Origin of the sequence: Rhodococcus wratislaviensis, assembly GCF_900455735.1 — a bacterium.
GTDB lineage: Bacteria > Actinomycetota > Actinomycetes > Mycobacteriales > Mycobacteriaceae > Rhodococcus_F > Rhodococcus_F wratislaviensis.
In genome coordinates this window covers 222,369-242,042 of the sequence record NZ_UAUI01000011.1, presented here as the reverse complement: position 1 = coordinate 242,042, position 19,674 = coordinate 222,369, and the positions used below count along the sequence as shown (strand labels likewise).

The following is a 19,674-nucleotide window of genomic DNA, read 5'->3' as shown; positions in this document are numbered from 1 at the left end:
GTCATAGTTCCTCGCTAGGTTCGGTGAAGGGTCCGAGGTCTGCGATTGCAGCACGAGCTCCCCGCAGTTGGAATGCGGTGTCGGTCCCGACGGAGACGTAGCGCGCCCCGCTGTCGACGTAGCGCCGAGCCAGGTCGAGCCGACTCGACAGCCCACCGACGCCGAGATACTTCCCGTGTTTTCGGCACGCCGCACCCACACGCTCGTAGGCTCGGGCAAGCTTCGCGTGGTCGTACTGGCCGGCGATCCCGAGGTCGCCGAGAAGGTCGTTGGTTCCGACCAGAAGTAGGTCGACGCCCTCGACCGCCGCAATCTCGTCTACCTGCTCGACGGCCGCCTCAGCCTCGATCATCACCGCGACCAGGGTGGCGTCGTTCAGCACTTCGTTCGCGGTCGAGGCGGGCAGCGGTGCGTAGTTCAATTGGACGGTGGCACCGGCGGCGGACCGCACACCGCGGGGCGGGAAGCACGCCACAGCAACCGCGGCGCGGGCCTCGTCCGCCGACATCACGTGCGGAACGATGATGCCGAGCGCCCCGCCGTCGAGGACGCGGCCGATCACGTCCAACCGGCCAGGCGGTATCCGTACGAGTGGGGTGACACCGCTCGCCTGGGCCGCGATGCAGATCTGGCTCGTCTCACCGAGGGTGAGCGGTGCGTGTTCCAGGTCGACGTAGAGGGAGTCGAACCCGGCCGCTTTGGCCATGACGGCGATCTCGGCGCTCCGGCTGTACCGGACGACCATGGATGTGGTGACGGCACCGGCGTCGAGCCGGGTGCGGAGACGATTGAGCTGGGTGTGCTCGAGCGTTGTGTCGGTCATGACGCTGACGTCCTCCTCGCTGCAGCGAGCCACGGCCATCGCGGCTCCTTGATCACTCCTGTGCCGAGTCGGAAGTGCCGGGCCTCTTCGAGGGTCTCGACCACCGGCAGCTCGGACGAATACGCGTTGTGGCCCATCGGGTGGGGGCCGGCCTTGGACACCTGCCCACCGAGCGGGCGGCCGATCACCTTCTCGAGTTGCCACGCGAAGTCGATCAGGGCATCGATGTCGACGCCGGTGTCGACCCCCATCATGTTGAGGAGATTGACGAGGTCCTCGGTGGGCGCCATGCCCGTTGCCCGGCCGTTTCCTCCGTAGGGGCAGCCGCCGATGCCGCCGACCGTCGTATCCAGCTCGAGGGTGTGCCGCTCGTCGAGTGTGCGGATGGCGACATAGGTGGAGGCAAGAGCCAGGCCACGCGAGTCGTGGAGGTGCAACCGCACATTCGTGATTGCCGGCCAGCGCTCGAGGATGCGGTTCAGTTGGGTTTCGATGACGTGGGGCATCACCCAACCCATCGGGTCGCTGAGAAACACACTGGTGACGGGAATACCCGCCTCGTCCCAGAGGGCGGCCTGCCGCTCGAGCATGGCGAAGGCCGCGTGATCGCCGGGAAAGTCCCCGAAGTTCGAACCGAATGCGGCACCGATTCCGATGCCCACCGAGTCGGCGGAGTTCGCCACCGCCCGGGCGACGATATCGGGCCACCCGGCGATCTCGTCTGCCTGTGAACGGTTGTAATTGCGGCGGACGAAGATGTCGCTGAAGTGGCAGTGCAACCGCGGGATCTGCACGTCCTGGCTGAGCGGCGGGGTGTACTGCGCGGCGCGTTCGCGGCCCTTGGCGTTGAAAGCCCGTGCGATGTACTGGACGCCGGCCTGCGGCTCCAGTCCGTCCAGGATCCGCTCCATCTCCGCCATCTGCGGCGTGTATCGCGGACTCACGAACGAGCCGACGACGATTCGTCGCAATCCCGTGCGTGACAACGAGTTCAGGAGACGGATCTTGTCTGCGACCGGGATCCCGGCCGACTCGATCTGCATACCCTCGCGCATCACCTCTTCGGTGATCGTGATCGTGGGCAGGCCACTCATTGTGCACCTCCGTGCTCGTCCGCCGTCGCAACAGCCGCCGTAGTTTTCTCGCTTGCAGGGACCCTCGCGCACAGGGACGCGACGGCGTCGGCGACCACGTCGCTGTACGCGCCACCAACGGACAGGATCGATCGATTCCCGAGCATCTCGGAATAGTCGTTCGCCGACGCGGGCAACGGATTCTTCGGTGTCAGCGCGACAGCTCCGGTTCTGCTGTCCGCCACCACCTCGTCCGGGCTCACACCGGCGTCGTCGCACAGCACGGCGGTGGTGTGTTCGGCGAAACGCGGCGCGCGCCCGCGTGTGCGGACCTCGATCCCGCCGCCCGACCAGGTGAACGGCCGGCCGATGATCGGTCGGGGGCTCAGGTCGCGGAAACCGTCGACGACCTCGTAGAAGCCGCGGTGGACGAGTTGCGGATCAGCGAGGAGGTCGCGCGCATCGAGTACCTTTCCGGCCGCGATTCCGGCTTCCTGCAGCGTCCGGGCCGCCTTCGCCGCCTCCAGATCCGTGGTCCACTCGGCGACCGCGGTTCCCACGTCACGTCCGCGTACCGCGGCGGCCCCCGAGACGATCCGAAGCAATCGCTGTACTTGTTCGTCCGTCGTCGCACTGAAGGCCAGCCACTCCTCGTCGCCGGCGCAGGAGACGACGCCACTCGCGAGTGCGTCGATCTCGTCGTTACCGACGCGCTCGTACTCCTTGCCGTCCACTTGGTGACGCAGGATCGCCTCCGGCATGACCGACACACCGAGTTCGTACATCCCCAGGTCGATCCACTGGCCGCGGCCGGTCCGCTGTCGTCCGAGGAGGGCGGCGAATACGCCGACGAGGCCGGTCCAGGTGGCCAGGAAGTCTGGGTAGGATTGTCCTGCCTTCATCGGCGGGCCGCCGTGGTAGCCGGTGTAGCGGGAAATACCCATCGTGGCCTCGAGCGTGGTCCCCTGCGCCTTGAATCCCGACCAGGGACCGGTCGAGCCGAACCCGCTGTTGGACAGCATGATCAGGCGCGGATTGATCTTCCGCAGGGCCTCGTAGCCCAACCCCAGCCGGGCAAGCACTCCGGGAGTGAAGTTCTCGATGACGATGTCGGCTCCGGCGACGAGGCGACGGAAGATGCCCGTCCCGCGCTCGCTCTTGAGATCCAGCGAGATGGCCCGTTTCCCCCGGTTGATCACCTGGAACGTCGACGTCCGATTCCACGGGTCCTCACCCGGGTCGTTGTCGAAGTATCCGCCGTAGTCGGTGCGGGCCTGGTCGAGTCGATACGGTGACTCGATCTTGACCACGTCCGCCCCGAAGTCGGCGAGTAGTCCACCAAGGTAGGGGCCGGCGAACACCTGACTGAGGTCGAGTACCCGCAACTGGTCGAGTGCGGGCTCTCCGGGGCGCGCTGCCCCGGCAGCATCCCCGACATCGGACGTCGACTGCGATTCCTCTCCGAGTCGAGGCGCCCGGCGCGTCGGGACCGTCTCTCGCCAGCCGCTGAACCTCCCGAGGCTCGCCGGGAATCGCATCGGGTCGCCCGTGTGGCCGGCGATGTTCGGAAAGCTCTGGAATGCTCCGCGGGCCTCCAGTTGGTCGCAGCCGAGCATCTGGCTTGCGTCCTGGACGACTCCAACGAGAAACCCGTCCTTCGACGCATCGACGAACAGCTCTCGCGCCGCAACGGCCTCGAGGTGCGGGGCGAGGATCTCCCGCAGCTCCCCGGCCAGGGCGGTCCGGCGCTCTTTGCTCGCGTAGCGTGGCAGCGTCAGCGCCGGCTCGCCGAACAACTCGGCCAGCCGGCACATGGGCGCAGCCGTGCTCGCCTGCACGGTGACGAACCCGTCGGCGCAGGGCAACGGATACCCGCCGAACGGATCCGCCGTTGCCGGTGGTCGCGACTGCAGGACGCCGAGGAATGCGTACAACGACTGGTTCATCACCAATTCCGCGGCGACGCAGTCCCGGACAGCGACGTCGATCAATGCGGATTCACCCGACGTGCGGGAGGCGTAGACGCCGGCCATGGCTGCATAGGCTGCGTTGAGTCCGGCGTAGTACGTGCTCTGCCGCAGTCCACGTTTCACCGGTTCACGTTCGGTCGCGCCGCTGATCGACATGACACCGCCGAGCGCCTGGACGATGAGTTCGGTCGCGGCGAGATCGGCGTACGGTCCGTCGCTGCCGAAGCCGGTGACGGACACGACGACGCCCTGACGGGTCCACGAGCGCAGGTCCGCCGGCGTCAGCCCGAGTGATCGTGCCTGCGCGGGGTCGAGGCTGGTGACGACGATATCTGCGGTCCGTATCCGCTCCCGCAGGCGGTCTCGATCGAGGGAGTCGCCAAGGTCCAGGACAGCGCTGCGCTTGTTCCAGTTCAGGTACTCGAAGAGGAGCCCGTCGAGACCGCCCGGCCACGACGGATCGCGAAGAGGATCTCCGCCGGGTGGCTCGATCTTGGTGACCGCGGCACCGAAGTCGCCGAGAATGCGCGCGGCGAAGGCTCCACTGAGCCCGGTGCCGATTTCGACGACGACGAGATCGGCGAGTTCGGTGCTTGTCGTCGACTCGTGGCTCACACTCATCGGTCCCGCCCCCAATCCCATTCGAAGGTGCAGGGATAGGGAACGGCGGGTCCGCCGGCGAGCGGAACAATTCCCAGTGCGCGGCCGGGAGTGCTCTCCTGGCCGTCGTCGTTGGTGATCCCGATGTTGCACGTCACCAAGCCGTAGTCGCCCTGCACCCGCAGATCGGTGATCGTCCCCCAAGCCGTCAACGTTTCCCCGGCGACATTCATCCGGCGGAACTCGAACGTGATACCGGCCAACCAGCCGTCGGGGCGCAGCCACGAGGCGACCAGGTCGGCTAGGAGTTGCTGCTTCCAGCTCCCGCTGATCAACAACCCCGGAAGCCGTTCTTGCTCTGTCGAATACGGCACATCATAGTGAATGCGGTGCCAGTTCTCGGTGGCCGCCGACCACCGCATGAGGTGCGCGGAGGATAATGGGCCTCGCTGGAGGGCAGGAAGGTCCTGACCCACCTGTAGCTCTTCGAAGAGTGGTCGTACCGATGTTGAGATCGTCATCCACATCACCTCCGTATCAGAGTGCGAACAGTCCGGAGCAGGTCCATGCCGTTCTGCTCGAAGTACCGGACCTCCACGCGCACGATCAGCAACGGCCCCGACTTCCCCTCGCGCGGAGTGATGTCGAGATAGCGGGCCTGCGTGCTGATACGGTCCCCGACCTTCGCGAGGGCCACTACGCGTGCCTCCGTCCCGCCATTCAGGGTCTTGACGAGCGGCGTGTCGATCGGCGGCAGGTCGTACGCAGCCACTCCCCCCGCGGCATCCCAATGAGGGTCATCGCGCAGGCGGTCCAACGGATCCGGCGTTCCGAGCGCACGAACGAAGACGTTCAGGGGGTAGAGCGGCGGGGCCACGACACCACCGAAACGCGCGACGACGGCCGCATCGGTATTGCCGTAGACGTCGTCCGTGTTCATGGCCCCTTGAACGAACCGCCGGATCGAATCGAGGGAAACGGCATACGGCGCGGTGCGTGCTTCGCTCCACGTCCCCAGCAGGTGGTCGAACGGCGTGATGTCCTGTACCTGCCCTACGCTTGCCATAGCGATTTGCCCTGTTTCAGAATCGCCCTCGACATGAGGATGCGCTGAATCTCATCGGTCCCGCCCCCGATGCGACCGTGCCGAAGTTGGCGGTACCAGTGCGGAATCGGGGTTTCCGTCGTTTCTCCGATGCCGCCGAGAATCTGCATGATGTTGTCCATCGAGCGGTGACCCCAGTTCGCCCCGACGAACTTGCACATCGCGGCGTACGACCGGATGTCCTCGCCGCGGTCGGCGCGGGCAGCACAGTCGTAGCAGAGTGCCCGGATCGCTTTGAGATCGATGTAAATGTCTGTCAGCATCCACTGGATCGCCTGCCGTTCACTGAGCGGCTCACCGAAGGTCACCCGGTTCTTCGCCCAGTCAGTCGCGATCTCCAGACCGCGACTCAGAGCGCCGGTGGCCAGCGACCCGCGGGAGAGCCGGTCGAAGACCGCCAGCCACGACTGGCCGAGCGCGAACCCGCCCCCGACCTCGCCGAGCACGTTGCTGTCCGGGACGAAGACGTCGTCGAGGTACAGCGTGAAGGTGTGCGGTGAGTTCGTCAGCCACACATCGACGGGCGACATGGTCAGTCCTGGCGTATCGGCGTCCACGAGGAACATCGTGATCCCGCCGCGCTGCCGTTTCACCGGGTCTGTGACGGCCTGCAGCATGAAGAACGATGCGCGGTTGGCGTACGAGATCCATGTCTTCGTACCGTTGATCACCCAGCCGTCGCCCTTGCGAATAGCCGTGGTCGACATACTGTTTCCCGGGTCCGACCCGGCTCCGGGCTCGGACTGCGCGAACGCCGGGAACGCCTCGCCGGCGATCACCGGGTCCAGGTACTTCGGCCGTTGCGCTTCATTGCAGGAGTACAGGATGTTCGGGACGTAGCAGATCGGCAGCTTGACCAGGCAGCGGTTGAGTTCCTCGGCGACGACGAATGCGCCCAGAACACCGAGTCCGGGTCCGCCGTGTTCCACCGGCAGGTTGATGTTGTAGAGGCCGGTCTGTTTCGACACCGTCGTGAGCCGGTCGTAGGCCTCCCGTGGCAGCCAGCCGTCGGTGAACGATTCGCCGCGAACGTCTCCGGATCCGTGCTCTTCGCCGGCCGGGGGACGGCCGGTGAGGAAGTCCTGCTCCAGCGGAATGCATTCCTTGTCGACGACGTCGCGAACCAGATTCTTCAGTTCGACCAACTCCGGCGGCAGTTCGAATGCCGCCTCGGGCAGTGAATAGTTCACATCCATTTTTCTCAACCTCTCGTCACTGCCAGCGGGCGTAGGCCAGACCGATTCCGGTTGCCGCTTCACTGCGATAGATCGGTACGTAGTCGAGCAACTCCATCGACAGACCCGTGCCCTCCATCACCGCTCCCAGCGCCACCCAGTTGAGTGACTCGCCGCCGGCCGAGACCATGCGTTCCCGCGGAAGCGCCTGCAGCGCACCCGAGTCGCCACGCTGCAGCGCGTCGAGGACCATTCGGTCGCTTTCCTCGTCGGTAACGAAGTGGCTGAGCCCACCAGACGCGATGACCGCGACCTTGATGTCCTCGGGCCAGGCCGCGATGGCGTCGGCGATCGCGCGACCGAGCTGGTAGGACCGGCGTGGGGTGGGCATGTTCGGCGGGTAGCAGGTGTTCTGGAAGATCGGCAGGATGGGGCTGGGCTGATCGTTCATGAGGCGATGGACGACGAAGGCGAATCCGTGCGGCATGCCCTGCTCGTGCTCCGGGGTCTTCTTCACACTGGCGACCTCGTCGTCCGAGGGTCCGTACCGACGTGCAACTTCGCCGCCGTAACTGGGCTCGGCGTACGTGCTGTGCGCGATGTCGAAGTCGTGCTCGAGCAGGTGGTCGAGCACGAAACGGCCGAACCTGCTCGCCACGGGTACATCGAGCCGCGTCTCGCCGTAAGCGGCCGCCTGGTACTTGGCGAGGTCGGCGTCCTGTCCGCTCGCAGCGACGGTGGTGCGAGGGATCAGCGTGAGCGAATTGCCCCAGTAGAGCAGGAAACGAGGCATGTTGCTCTCGTAGAACCACTCGTCTTGGTCGTCGCTGATGATCACGGTGACGTCCGGCTGCGCAGCCTTGAGAGTTTCGGCCAACGTGTCGAGCGCCTGGTTGGCGGCCGCACTCTGGTTCTGGAACGTTTCGAGCTCCCGCGACCTGCCCGCCATGTCCTGTGCCACGTACTTCGCGCCGTTGTCGAAGTCGAGCACACGCGCGTCCGGCGGGTACACGTAGTCGGATCGCTTCCGGTCGAGCGTGGCGTACCGGTCCCATAATTCGGGCGGTACCTTCGTCATCGCGGTGTGTGACGTACCGATACCCAAAACGATTTGTGCCACTCTGTGCCTCCTTGATCATGTCCGGCTACGCCGGCGTGGATTGGGGTGAAAGTTGTTCTGCCGAGGGCGGTCAGCCCTTGGATTCGGCGAATCGGCGGTTGCTCACCAACAGGGACGCGAACACCAGGACGGAGGAGATGGCCCAGACCACGATCGCGAACGTCGCCATCGTGCTGAAGTCGCCCTGCGTGTAGAGATCGAGCAGGACACTGCCGACCACCGGATTGCTGGTACTCGACAGCAGCGACGCTGCGGTGACCTCGCCGAGCACGTGGATGAACACGAGCACCCAGCCCGCCGCGAGGCCGGGCAACGCCAGGGGCAGTAGGATCTTCGTCATCGTGCGCCGATCGGATGCCCCGAAGATTCGCGCCGCCTCGGCCAGGTCGTTGCCGACCACGCTGGTCGCGGTGCCGGCCGCGCTCGCCGCGTACGGCAACTGCATGACCAGGAAGGCGAGCAGCAGGATCGCGAACGTGCCGTACAGGTTCAGGGGCGGCCGGCTGAACGCAAGGATGAAGCTCACGCCGATGAGGCTCGGTGGGATCGTCGCCGGCAGGGAAGTGACGAGGTCGATCAAGCCCTTCCGGCTCGAGAACCGGTGGTGGATCTTCTTTCCCCCGGTCCGCCGGCCTGCACCGCCCCGATGCTGGTGGGCGTACAGCATGAGGAAGGCGCAGACAGCCATGGCAATCGTGCCGACGAGTGCTGCGAGAGCCACACTGTGGATCAGCGCCTGGTACGTCACCGGGTTGTACAGCAGCACGTCCTCGTAGTGGGAGAGGGTGAGATTCTTCCAGGGTGCGGTGGCAGTCCAGAACCGCTGGAAGGAGACGATCAGCAACCCGGCGACCGGCAGGACGACGGCGCTGAGGATGTAGACGATCACCACCAGCTTTGTGAGGATCCGCCAGGGTCCCAGCCTGATCCGGCCGGCGCGGGCACCCCTGCCACCGATCGTGGCTTGCCGGCCGGCGGGGAAGAAGTACGACTGGGCGAACCGGAACGCGAGCACGACCAGGAGCATTCCGCCGGCCAGCACCATCGCCGACGCAGTACTGGTCGGGTAGTTGGTGAGCAACCGCCACACCCGCACCGAGACCACGTCGATCCGGGCCGTCGTGCCAATGACCACCGGAACGGAGAACAGGCCGATTCCGTTGATGATCGCCAACGTCCATGCTGCACCGATGGACGGAGCAATCGCGGGCAGTGTCACCCGCAGCGCAGTGCGAAGGGGTCCGGCGCCGTTGATCCGCGCCGCTTCCTCGATCGAGGGATCCAGATTCTTCAGCGTGGGCGCGACGATCAGGTACACGAACGGCACCAGGTGTAGTGCCGTCAGGAGTACCAGTCCCGTCATCGAGAAGATGTTGATCGGTCCCTCGTCGCCCGGGACCGAGATACCCACCGTCCCCAGTACCGAGCGAGTCATCGAGTTCAGCAAACCGATGCGTGGATCGAGCAGGACGACCCAACCCAGCACACCGGTAATTCCAGGTAACAGCAGCGGCGCGATTGGCATGAACTGGCCGAGGCCGCCGAAGCCGCCGTCGGTGCGCTCGTTGATCCACGCCAGCCCGGTACCGACGATCACGGCGATCAGGCTGCCGCCGCCCACCACGACGAGCGTGTTCAGCAACACCGAGCCCAGATCGGACGAGAGGCCGCTGAGCGCCGACTGGCCGGGGGCCGCGGCTGACCCGTCGACCACACTGATAACAGCCTTGATGATCGGGTAGATCACCAGCGCCGCGAGGAACACCAGGAGCGACGCGGCCAGGGCACCGACGACGGTGACCCGGGAGCGTGGCATGCGGCGGCGCACGCCGGTGTCCTTCGTGTCGGCGTCGGCGGGGGGAGCCGGCATGAGATTTACCATCTCGACATAACCTCCTTTTCGGGCATGGTCTGTTACATCCCCATGCCGAGGAGCCGGATGAGCTCCTGCTGGACTGCCGGTGTGGCCGCCTCGGCGTACCGGGGTCGGACGTAGCTGGCGGGCAGCGCCGGGCATCCGGGCGTGTTGTTCGGCGACGACGTCGCTGTCGTCTCCGAGTTGAGTACTTTCTGTCCCTGTTCGCTCATGAGGAAGTTGAAAAGGAATTTGGCGGCGGCCGGGTGCGGGGCGCGCGAACAGATGGTGGCCGCGAACTCGGCACCTGTGACGGGGGCGTTCACCGGCAACAGGTCCTTGACCGGCGCTCCCTGGTTCGTCTGGTCGATCGCGTTCGTCAGGCTGCACGGCACGAAGAGGGACGCACCTCCGGCGGCCAGTTGCTGGGCACCGGCGGCACCACTGTCAATAAGGCGAGCCTGCTGTGCTGCAAACTGGGTCAGGAAGTCGTCGCCGTAGTTCAAGCGGATCATGTCCCAGAACTGGAACGCGACGCCACCGACGTTGTTCAGGTCGAGCGAGAGGATCGCACCCTGGAATTCGGGTTCGAGCAGGAACTTCCAGTCCTCGACGTTCGTGGCGTCGACCTTGTTCGTGTTGATCGCGATGCCCTGCGGATTGATCCCGACGATGCTGTAGTAGGTGTCCTTGAACTGCGCCGGCCATCCCGACCAGGCAGGCTGGGAATCCACCGGCGAGAGCCATCCCTTCGCCGTCCAGTCCGGAAGGACGACGGGATCACTGATCATGACGACGTCGGCGTTGCTCTGCCCGGCCGCCGACTCGGCCGAGAACCGTTGGGATAGTTGGGCGGAGTTGAGTCGCTGCGGTACGACGGTGATCTTCAGCTGGTCGAGGGCGGCCACGATCTGATCGACCGTCCCCGGGACGCTCGACGTGTACAGCGTGACCGTGCCCTCCTTCTGCGCCTCCGCCAGAAGCCCCTGGTCGGTCGAGTTCAGACTCGACACGTCGACCGTCGGCGCCGCTGACCCGCCACCGGGACGGGCGCCACACGCGACGAGGAACAGACCCACCGCGCCGCCCAGACCCAATCCGAGCGCGTTACGACGCGACATCATGGATCCGCTCAAGAGCTCATTGCCTGTCATCGAACATCTCCTCTGCCCCCGGACATGCCCCGACGCGTTTCGCGTGGAGACCTTTTCGGTAATTTGCGATGGGGTACAACACTTCTGGTTCCAGCCGGCCCGATCACTCCGCCGGAAACACCCGGACCATGGTCGGATCCAGCCGCACGGTGATAGTCGCGCCGGCCTTCCGCAGTTCCCCCTCCATCGTCTTGAGAGCCAGTCGCTGGCCTCCTGCATCGACGACGTACTCCACGTGCGAGCCGAGGAACATGGATCGGTCTACGACACACTGGATATGGTTTTCGCGGCCGGCGCCCCCGTCCGTGATGTGGCAGTGCTCGGGCCGGAACATCATGCTCACGGACTGCCCCTGGACCACCCGTTCCGAACCAGCGGATCCGAGGAGCGAACCGATCGGAGTATCCACCCGGGCGTACTCGCCGGCAAACCCGACCACGGTGCCCTTCAGTTCGTTGGCGCTGCCGACGAAGTCGGCGACGTACCGCGAACTCGGCCGGTAGTAGATATCGGTCGGAGTCCCGAGTTGTGCAACGGAACCCACTTCCATGACGGCGATGCTGTCGCCCAGCCCGGTGGCCTCGGTCTGGTCGTGTGTCACGTACAGCGCCGTGAACCCGATGCTGTCCTGCAGGGAGAGCAGCTGATCACGCAGTCGTTCGCGAACTTTCGCGTCCAGGTTCGACAACGGCTCGTCGAACAGGATCACTCCGGGATCCGCGACGAGGGCGCGGGCCAATGACACGCGCTGCTGCTGACCACCACTGAGCTGGCCGGGGTGGCTGCGCGCCAGGTGGTCCAAGCCCACCATCTGCAGCACCGCGTGCACGCGTTCCCGAACGTCAGCCTTCTTCACCTTGGCCGTCGTCAATGGAAAGGCTACGTTGGCGAACACGGTCATGTGCGGCCACAGCGCGTACGACTGGAAAACCATACTCAGATTGCGGTTCTCGGGAGCCACGACGATGTTTCGCGACGAAGAGAACACCGTCTTCCCCTGCACGGTGATCTCGCCCGAGTCCGGGTATTCGAGTCCGGCCACGCACCGGAGGAGGGTGGTCTTGCCGCAGCCGCTGGGGCCGAGCAGCACCATGACCTCGCCCGGGGCCACGTCCATCGAGACGTTCCGGAGTGCCGCGACGGGGCCGCGACGCGTGTTGTAGGTCTTGCACAGATTACGGACGCTGATGCGCGGCGCAACGTCCGCGGGCGCCGGACTCGCGGTGGTCGCGGACTCGTACAGATCGGGCAATTGAGTACTCACAGTGCACTTCCCTGTCGTGGGTTCCCTGCTACAACAACTCGGTCAGATGTGCTCGCCGAAGCGAACACGTCGATACGGCACGCTCGCGACCGTCTTCGACACTCGAATATCCAGCAACATCGGCCCGTCTCCGCGCAGGAACTCGTCCACGGCCGGCTCGATCTGCTCCAACTCGGTGATCAGCGCGCCCCGGCAGCCGAAGGCACGGGCTACTGCACCGAGGTCGGGTGTCGGGATGACCGCCGTCCGCGTATCCATGTTCTTGGGTGAGAATTTCTGGTACTCGGCTCCCCACGCCTGATCGTTGAGGGTTACGACGAGCAACTTCAGTCCCATCCGGGCGGCGGTCTCGAGCTCGTTGATGTGCATGAGCACACTGGCGTCGCCGTCGATCACGGCCACAGGATGAGGGGACGCGGCAGCGCCGCCGATCGCGGTCGGCAGGCTCTGACCGATGCATCCGAACGCCGAGATGTACCACTGCAGGTCACGACGCTTGGTCATGTTGATCGTGGCGATTCCGGACGTGTGGCCGTTACCCAGGACGGTCCCGACTTCGGCGGGGAGCGCCTTGTCGACCAGTGCGGCCGCCAGGCGTGGGTCCACGGTGTCCGGTTCGAGCTCGAACTCGCGGGGGTCCGGATCGGATTCCTTCAGAAGGGCTTTGACCTCGGGTGTGCGGAAGCCTGTCCGTGACGCGACACCTTCGGCTTCGAGCAGCTCGTTCAGTGCATCGACCGTCAGAAGCGAGTCGCCCTGCAGGTAGACGTCGGCGGCGCGGTGGTTGCCCATGATCAGGGTGGGACGTAAGTCGATCTGGACATACCGGGCATGCTCGAAGAGATTGCCGTCCTGCAGTGTGTGGCGGTTCAGGCTGGCCCCGACACCCAGGACGCAGTCGGCCTCGGCAAACAGGTCGACCGCCGTCCGGTTCGAGAATCCGCCGGCGACGCCGACGTAGTACGGTGAGTCGTTGCCCCAGCCCTTCATGGGCAGCGTGGTCGCGATCAGCGCCCCCACGCGTTCCGCCAGGCTCTTGACCCCTCCCTCTGCGTCGGCGTCGACGCCCCGGCCGACGACGACCACCGGTTTCTTGCTGCCTGCCAGGAGCCTGGCCGCGTCGCGCAGCCGATCCGGGTTCGGGAGCGTCTTCTGCGGCTCGGGATGCATGGCGATCGACGGCTCGTACTCGGGCAGAGACTCATCGTAATCCGCTTCCTGCAGATCCCTGGGGACGTTCAGGAACACGGGACGCGACTGCGACCGGGCAATGAAGAACGCTTCGCGCACAACCTCATTGACCTGCTCGGCCTTGAACAGCGGCACGAAGGCGGTCTCGGTCGCTTCCACGAACCGCCGCTGGTCGATGTACTGCAATCCGTTCAGGGCACCCATCACGCTGTCGCCGCCGTACACCACGAGCGGGATCCGCGCCCGGCTCGCGACCGTCAACGCGCTGCCGAGTTGGGTGACGCCGGGCCCCTGGGTGACCGTGCAGCAGCCGACTTGTCCGGTCGCCCGCGCCCAGCCCTCGGCCATCGACAGCGCGGTGCCTTCGTGCCGGGTCGGGTGCACGTTGACACCCGCCTGGTCCATGGCATACCACCAGTACATGTTGGCATTGCCCATCAGGCCGAAAACATCGGTCACACCTTCTGCCTGGAACGCCCGTGCCAGCGCTTCGTAAACCTTCATTCGATAAGTCCTTCCCACATCCCCGCGCCGGATTCGTGTGCCGAGGGCAGACGACGACGCATTTCCGCAAGTTCCGGGTCAGTCGACAACGCGATGTTGTCGTGTCTTCTCGTCACGGCAACCGCACGAATTCGATCCAGTTCGGGTCTTCCATCGTCGGGGTCTCCGCGACCCGCGTGAGAGCACCTGTGTTCTGGTCGATCTCGTAGGTGACCGCCGTGTTCGTCATCAACCCGTTCGCGATCAGATAGCGACCGAACGGATCGATGTTGAAACCGCGGGGTTCCTTGTCGACGGGGAAGTGTCCTGCCGGGGTCAGCCGGCCCGTGATCTGGTCGACTGCGAAGGCGGCGATGGTGCAATTTACCCGTACTGCCGCATACAGCCACTTGCCATCCGGGGTGATGCGGAGGTCTCCCGCGCGTGGGTTCACGTCCTTGTCCACTTCGGCGGGCCGCACGCTTGCGATCTGAATCTCCGACATCGCACCGTCTCGGGGATCGAAACTGTATGCGTAGACCGAGCCGTCGTACTCGTTGAGCATGTAGAGGTAGCGATTGCTCGCATGGAACACGAAGTGCCGCGGCCCGGACTCCGGGCGAACCACGATCGGCGCGAGCTCGTTGGGGTTCAGCAGTCCCGTTGCTTCGTCGAAGGTGAACCGCACCAGAACATCACCGTCGCATGCGGGAGCCAGCACGAACCGGTTCGATGCGTCCGGGAGGATCCCGTGCGTCTTCGGGGGAGTGTGGATCACTTGGTGCGGCGGCTGGATGAAGCCGTTGTTGATCGCGCTGACGCTGACGAAGCCGGTGCGACGCCGGCGATCGGGCGGATTGTAGGCAGCGAGGAGAAAACGTCCCGTCCGGTCGGTGGTGATGTACGGGGAACTCTCGACCGCCGGCGCGTCGCCGAGGTACGTCAGCGTGCCGTCCGTGCCGTCGATCGCGAAGCTCCGGAACGAATACGGAGCCGTCCGATTGGTTGCATACAGGAAGCGGCGGTCCGGGCTCACCGCCAACGCCATGAACCGACCCGCCCGCACGTCCTCGGGAACGTCGTCGCCGTTCACGACGACGTCTTGAAGTTGAACCATCTTGCCCGACGTGGGCGAGAAGGACAGGACCGAGATCTTCCTCGATCCGTGCGCGAGGTAAGCGCGGAAGCTACCTTCTGACATTTCTTCTCCTTGTGCTGCGCGAGTCGTGAGGGGCGTCGAGAACCGGGATTCGATTCCGCTGTTCGCTATACGGACAATTCGGCGCTCCTGCCTGAAAAGTTTTGCCTCCCGTAAAGATCCGGCACCCAGGTCGCCGTCCCGGTCTCACGGCCCTGGGGGCGTTGCGAACGCATTGGATCCTCCAAGGGAACGAAGGGGAATCGAAACTCGACCGAGTCTGTAGCGGTGTGATGCGGGGCTCTTTCGGACGAGTTGGTGACGTGATACACATGCTAGGCAGGCTCTTCCGACCAGCGCAAACAGATTCTCACGATACGATAAATGCCTTCTCCGAAGCACCCCTGCTGCGTCCGATTTGCCTGCGCCGCATCATCGAGGCCCTGAGAGATGCCTCCATGGATCCTCCGAAGTGCCGGTGAATGTCCTGAGCGAGCGGCAACGAAATGCCGCCGATCCCCCACGAAACGCAGGAGCCGAGATGGCCAAACGAATGAACACGATGGTCGTGGAACGCACGGAATGGCTGACCCCGCATATGGTCAGGGTGTATCTGGGCGGGCCGGGTTTCGCCGACTATCGAAGCAGGAACGAAACCGACAGTTACGTCAAGATGGTCTTGCCGATACCTGGTGTCGAATATTCGGAACCGTTTGACCTGGAACGAATCCGACGAGAGATGCCGAAGGAGTCGCATCCCGTCGTGCGCACGTACACCGTGCGCCGTGTGGACGCGGTACTCCGCCAGATCGCCATCGACTTCGTCGTGCACGGTGAATCCGGCGTCGCCGCTCCCTGGGCAGCCCGGACCACCCCTGGAGACATAGTTCGATTCCTCGGCCCCGGCGGGGGCTACCGTCCCGACGCCGCGGCGCCCTGGCACCTCCTCGCAGCCGACGAGAGCGGTCTCCCGGCGCTCGCCGCCGCGCTCGAAGCGATGCCGGCAACTGCAACAGTCCGGGCATACATAGAGGTCACAGGGCCGGACGACGAGATCGAGTTGCAGGCGCCCGCCGACACATGCATCACCTGGATACACCGCGGCGCGAGTTCCCACGAGGTCGATGACGACCGTGCCGGGGACAATTCACCCCTGGTTGCGGCCGTCCGTGGCGCCGAGTGGCTCGATGGCGAACCACACGTCTTCATCCACGGTGAGGCTGCCGCCGTGATGCAAAACCTCCGTCGCTACGTTTTGCAGGAACGTTCGGTGAGTGGCGCCCACACCTCCATCTCCGGCTATTGGCGGCGCGGACGCTCCGAGGAACAGTTCCGGCAGTGGAAGGCCTCCCAGCGGAAGGGTGAAATCGACGCCGCCGCTCGTTGAGAAAACACAAAGGGGTTGGACGAAACCACTTTTCGCCCAACCCCTTTGCCGTGTCGAGAAGGTGATCGGCAATCCTCAGGAAGGTACCACTCCGACAGCAGACGCACCGGCGACTCGTCCCGAGATCAGCGCCTCGCCGTAGTTGACGCCACCGGGGTACAGCGTGTTCCAGATGGAGCCCAGTTCGCCGGCACCGAATAGACCGGGGATCGGCGTTCCCCACGGATCCAGGATGTGACCGGCCGGAGAGCGGCGCGGCCCGCCTTGGGTGTTGAGAATGCATGGCCAGACGGCAATCCCGTAGAACGGCCCGTCCTCGAGGGGCGTGCACTCCGCCGCCGCGCGACCGTAGGCGTCGTGGCCTGCCGCGGCGCCCCGGTTGTAGGTGTCGATCGTGCGTGTCAGTTCGTCTGAATCCAGTCCGAGTTTGCCTGCCAGCCCCCGAACGGTGGGGGCGGACGCGATCCAACCTCGTTCCACCGGCACGGAGTTGTCGTCGGACCACCCGCTGTCGCGATTGAAACCGCGATCAGGAGTGACAACCGGGCCGGCAAGCCGGGTCGCCTCGTCGAACACGAGATAGCTGGGCAGGCGCTTGCGCACTGCGCCCCGCAGGTCACGGTCGTCCAGCAGTACCCCACCGTCGTGTCCGGCAAGGTTGGTCTCGTCGCAGAACCGCTGCCCGAGGCGATCGACCAGGACGAATCCGCGTTCGCGGACCTTCAACCCGAATGACGCCTCGTAGTCGGGCACCACGACACCCAACTGCAACACAGCGGCTCCCATGTGCCACAGTCCGGCTCCTACCGCTTGCGCGATGCGCACCCCGTCACCGGTATTCCGATGCGGTGGCGACGCGGACGGAAGGACGGCACCTATCGTGTCGCGCAACAGCTCTGCGTCCCAGGAGTAGCCACCACTGGCGAGCACCACTCCACCCCTCGCATCGATCTGGATCTTCTCGCCGTCGTGCTCGGCGTGCACCCGGGACACTCGCCCCGTGACCCCGTCGCGAACGAGCGAGGTGACCCTCGCTCCGGTGACCACGTCGATGCCACGCTGCGCGACGTTCCGGGCCAACATCGCGTAACCCGCCGCACCGCGATCGTGCCCGTTCTGTTGTGGCCAGCGGTAGCGGACACCCACGCCGTCCGCACCCTCGACCCGGGGAAACAGGGTTCCCGGTGTCTCCCGTGGATACGGCGGGCCGACGACGGGCGGACCGGAGACCTTCTTCTTGTCTGGGGCGATGACCCCGCCGCACTTCTCGATCCATGCAGGCAGGTCGATCAGACCGCGCACGTGAGCCTCGACGGACGCCAGGTCGGTCGTTCCCTCGCAGAGCGTGTGGAAGTGCTTGATCATCTTGTCGGCGTCGCGAACAGTTCTGATGTTGCCACCAGCCATGGCCGTTGTTCCGCCGCCTTCGGCGGCCTTCTCGAGCACGAGCACCCGTGCCCCCGCCTCGTGCGCCTCGATCGCCGCCGAGGCCCCCGCGCCGCCATATCCGATCACCACGACGTCGTAGTCGTTGGTCTGCAGGCTCATACTGGTGACCTTTCTCGTCATTCGTTGGAGTAAGTACCGACCACGCGCGCCTGGTTGATCACGTGCGGGTCGATCTCGCGGAGCAGTTCGTCCATCGACAGTCCCGGCGGGAGGTCGATTTCGGCATCGAGGGCGTAGAGGTGGAAATAGTAGAAGTGTGTGCCGTGCCCGGCAGGCGGGGCAGCCGGCGTCCAGCCCGGCGCGCCCGTACTGTTGAGCCCCTGGACATAGCCGGCTCCGCCGCCTTCCGGAACCGAATCAACCTGCGCCGGAATGCCGTACAGCACCCAGTGGGTGAAGCCTTCGATCAAGGGCGCGTCCGCATCGTGGGCGACGAGGGCGAACGACTTCGTCCCCTTGGGAACGCCCGTCCACGACAAGGGTGGCGAGACGCCCCGGCCGTTCTTGGAATACGCGTCGGGCATCCGCGCGCCGTGTCCGAACGCCGGACTGGAAATCGACAATGTGCCTTTGTTGATTTTCATTATTCCTCACTTCGTCGCCGTAGTGACAAATTCAAGCGCGGATGTCGATCGGAGTCGATCGATCCGCTACGTCGGGCATCGATCCGCGCCAGTGCGGGATAGCAAAGTAGACCCACGGCGATCGTCGGGACGCCGCCTGCGAGAAGACTGAATCGTGCGCCGGCCGCCTCACCGATCCACCCGACGACAGGCCCACCGATCGGAGTCGTGCCTGCCCACGCCGTCATCCACAGCGCCATCACCCGACCACGCATGTCCGCACGCGCGCCCAGCTGGAGCGCGGTTCGGCCGAGGGCGTTGAAGGTGATACTGCCGTACCCGACGAACAGCAGGGCGGCGAACTCGACGGCCAGGTTCGGAGCCAGGGCCGCCGCCGTGAGTGCGACGCCCCAGCCCGCCGCTGCAACGGCCAACGACCGGGCACGGTCGGTGGGCCGGGAGGCCGTGACCAGACCGCCCACGACGGCTCCGGCGCTCATCACCGCCATCATCGTTCCATAGAGCCCCGCACCGCCGCCGAACGTTTCCTTGGCAACAAGGGGAAGGGTCACCTGGAACTCCCAAGCCAGCGCGCCGACGGCAGCCACCATGATCAGCGGAACGAGCAATTCCCGCGTCTCTCGCACGTAGCGGAATCCTGATCTGATCTGGCCGCGTTCGCGTGGAGCTCGCCGCGACGCCGTGATCTGCGACCTGTCCATCCAGAACAGCGTCACCAGCACCACCAGGTACGACACCGAGTTGAGGCAGAAACAGACCGCCAGCCCCAGTACCGAGGCGACGAGGCCGCCCAGCGCGGCACCGAACAGCCGGGCGGCGTTGATCGTGATCGAGTTGAGCGTGACCGCGTTGCCGAGCTCGTCCGGACGGACCAGTTCCGAGATGAACGATTGGCGTGCCGGGACGTCGATGACGTTGACCAGACCGAGCGCCGTCGCCAGCACGTAGATCGCCCAGAGCGGGGTGCTGTGAGTGATGACCAGGAGAGCGAAGATCAGCGCGAGTACCGACGCAGCAGATTGGGTGGCGGCGAGGATAACCCGCTTGTCGAAGCGGTCAGCCGCCAGCCCACCCCAGGGACCGATCAGGAAGATCGGGAGGTAGCGGGCCGCGACCGTCAATCCCAACTGAGTACTGGAGTCGGTGAGTTCCAGAACGAGGAAGGACTGTGCCACGGTCTGCATCCAGTTGCCCGCCTGCGAAGCGAGTTGTCCGACGAAATACAAGCGGTAGTTGCGGTTTCGCATCGACACGAACGTCGTGCCGACGCGAGTGGCTTCTCGTACTCCCATGTTCACCGCAC

The 19,674-nt window shown here is 65.3% G+C and carries 16 protein-coding genes; 1 reads left to right on the top strand and 15 read right to left on the bottom strand.

Translation table 11 applies throughout. The annotated features are described in order from the left end of the window. Position 1: 1 nt before the first annotated feature. The 12 genes from DTA22_RS14885 to DTA22_RS14830 form a co-directional block, all read right to left on the bottom strand. A complete protein-coding gene (locus DTA22_RS14885) occupies positions 2–823 on the bottom strand; it encodes an HpcH/HpaI aldolase family protein (RefSeq protein WP_112300360.1) in 822 nt (273 codons plus the stop codon). Then, positions 820–1,917, bottom strand: a complete 1,098-nt coding sequence (locus DTA22_RS14880) for a beta/alpha barrel domain-containing protein (protein ID WP_112299917.1) — start codon at positions 1,915–1,917, stop codon at positions 820–822. Before DTA22_RS14880 ends, DTA22_RS14885 begins: the two co-directional genes overlap by 4 nt. Then, complete coding sequence (locus tag DTA22_RS14875) at positions 1,914–4,487, bottom strand: CaiB/BaiF CoA transferase family protein (RefSeq protein ID WP_160118514.1); 2,574 nt, start codon at positions 4,485–4,487, stop codon at positions 1,914–1,916. The genes DTA22_RS14880 and DTA22_RS14875 overlap by 4 nt, the downstream gene beginning before the upstream one ends. Beyond that, the gene (locus DTA22_RS14870; protein WP_112300359.1) at positions 4,484–4,987 is read right to left on the bottom strand and encodes a MaoC family dehydratase; all 504 of its coding nucleotides are present in this window, start codon (positions 4,985–4,987) and stop codon (positions 4,484–4,486) included. Before DTA22_RS14870 ends, DTA22_RS14875 begins: the two co-directional genes overlap by 4 nt. Before the next feature lie 5 nt (positions 4,988–4,992). Beyond that, positions 4,993–5,532 carry an FAS1-like dehydratase domain-containing protein gene (locus DTA22_RS14865; protein WP_112299915.1) on the bottom strand — a complete coding sequence of 180 codons (540 nt, stop codon included), beginning with the start codon at positions 5,530–5,532 and terminating at the stop codon, positions 4,993–4,995. After that, entirely contained in the window at positions 5,520–6,767 is a 1,248-nt protein-coding gene (locus DTA22_RS14860; RefSeq protein ID WP_112299914.1) for an acyl-CoA dehydrogenase family protein, read from the bottom strand. The genes DTA22_RS14865 and DTA22_RS14860 overlap by 13 nt, the downstream gene beginning before the upstream one ends. A 16-nt stretch (positions 6,768–6,783) precedes the next feature. Then, positions 6,784–7,866, bottom strand: coding sequence for a DODA-type extradiol aromatic ring-opening family dioxygenase (locus tag DTA22_RS14855; protein WP_115948486.1), 1,083 nt, complete (start codon positions 7,864–7,866; stop codon positions 6,784–6,786). A 70-nt stretch (positions 7,867–7,936) separates the two neighbouring features. After that, positions 7,937–9,736, bottom strand: a complete 1,800-nt coding sequence (locus DTA22_RS14850; protein WP_160118513.1) for an ABC transporter permease — start codon at positions 9,734–9,736, stop codon at positions 7,937–7,939. 44 nt (positions 9,737–9,780) lie between these two features. Beyond that, positions 9,781–10,875 carry an ABC transporter substrate-binding protein gene (locus DTA22_RS14845; RefSeq protein WP_160118512.1) on the bottom strand — a complete coding sequence of 365 codons (1,095 nt, stop codon included), beginning with the start codon at positions 10,873–10,875 and terminating at the stop codon, positions 9,781–9,783. 103 nt (positions 10,876–10,978) lie between these two features. Further along, on the bottom strand, positions 10,979–12,139 hold the full coding sequence (locus DTA22_RS14840) for an ABC transporter ATP-binding protein (protein ID WP_146777769.1): 1,161 nt from the start codon (positions 12,137–12,139) through the stop codon (positions 10,979–10,981). Positions 12,140–12,181: 42 nt separating this feature from the next. Then, a complete protein-coding gene (locus DTA22_RS14835) occupies positions 12,182–13,834 on the bottom strand; it encodes a thiamine pyrophosphate-binding protein (RefSeq protein ID WP_112299909.1) in 1,653 nt (550 codons plus the stop codon). 112 nt (positions 13,835–13,946) lie between these two features. After that, entirely contained in the window at positions 13,947–15,014 is a 1,068-nt protein-coding gene (locus DTA22_RS14830) for a lactonase family protein (RefSeq protein ID WP_112299908.1), read from the bottom strand. A gap of 478 nt (positions 15,015–15,492) precedes the next feature. Here DTA22_RS14830 and DTA22_RS14825 point away from each other — a divergent pair, with 478 nt between their 5' ends. After that, complete coding sequence (locus DTA22_RS14825; protein WP_112299907.1) at positions 15,493–16,338, top strand: siderophore-interacting protein; 846 nt, start codon at positions 15,493–15,495, stop codon at positions 16,336–16,338. A gap of 75 nt (positions 16,339–16,413) precedes the next feature. On the opposite strand, the gene DTA22_RS14820 is transcribed toward DTA22_RS14825, so the two are convergent. The 3 genes from DTA22_RS14820 to DTA22_RS14810 are packed head-to-tail and all read right to left on the bottom strand — an operon-like array spanning position 16,414 to position 19,663. Then, positions 16,414–17,886: an FAD-dependent oxidoreductase gene (locus DTA22_RS14820; RefSeq protein ID WP_160118511.1), complete on the bottom strand. Its 1,473-nt coding sequence runs from the start codon at positions 17,884–17,886 to the stop codon at positions 16,414–16,416. A 17-nt stretch (positions 17,887–17,903) separates the two neighbouring features. Then, positions 17,904–18,371, bottom strand: coding sequence for a YbhB/YbcL family Raf kinase inhibitor-like protein (locus tag DTA22_RS14815; protein WP_112299905.1), 468 nt, complete (start codon positions 18,369–18,371; stop codon positions 17,904–17,906). After that, positions 18,371–19,663 (bottom strand): MFS transporter, encoded by a 1,293-nt coding sequence (locus tag DTA22_RS14810; RefSeq protein WP_112299904.1) that lies wholly within the window; start codon positions 19,661–19,663, stop codon positions 18,371–18,373. Before DTA22_RS14810 ends, DTA22_RS14815 begins: the two co-directional genes overlap by 1 nt. Positions 19,664–19,674 lie beyond the last annotated feature (11 nt).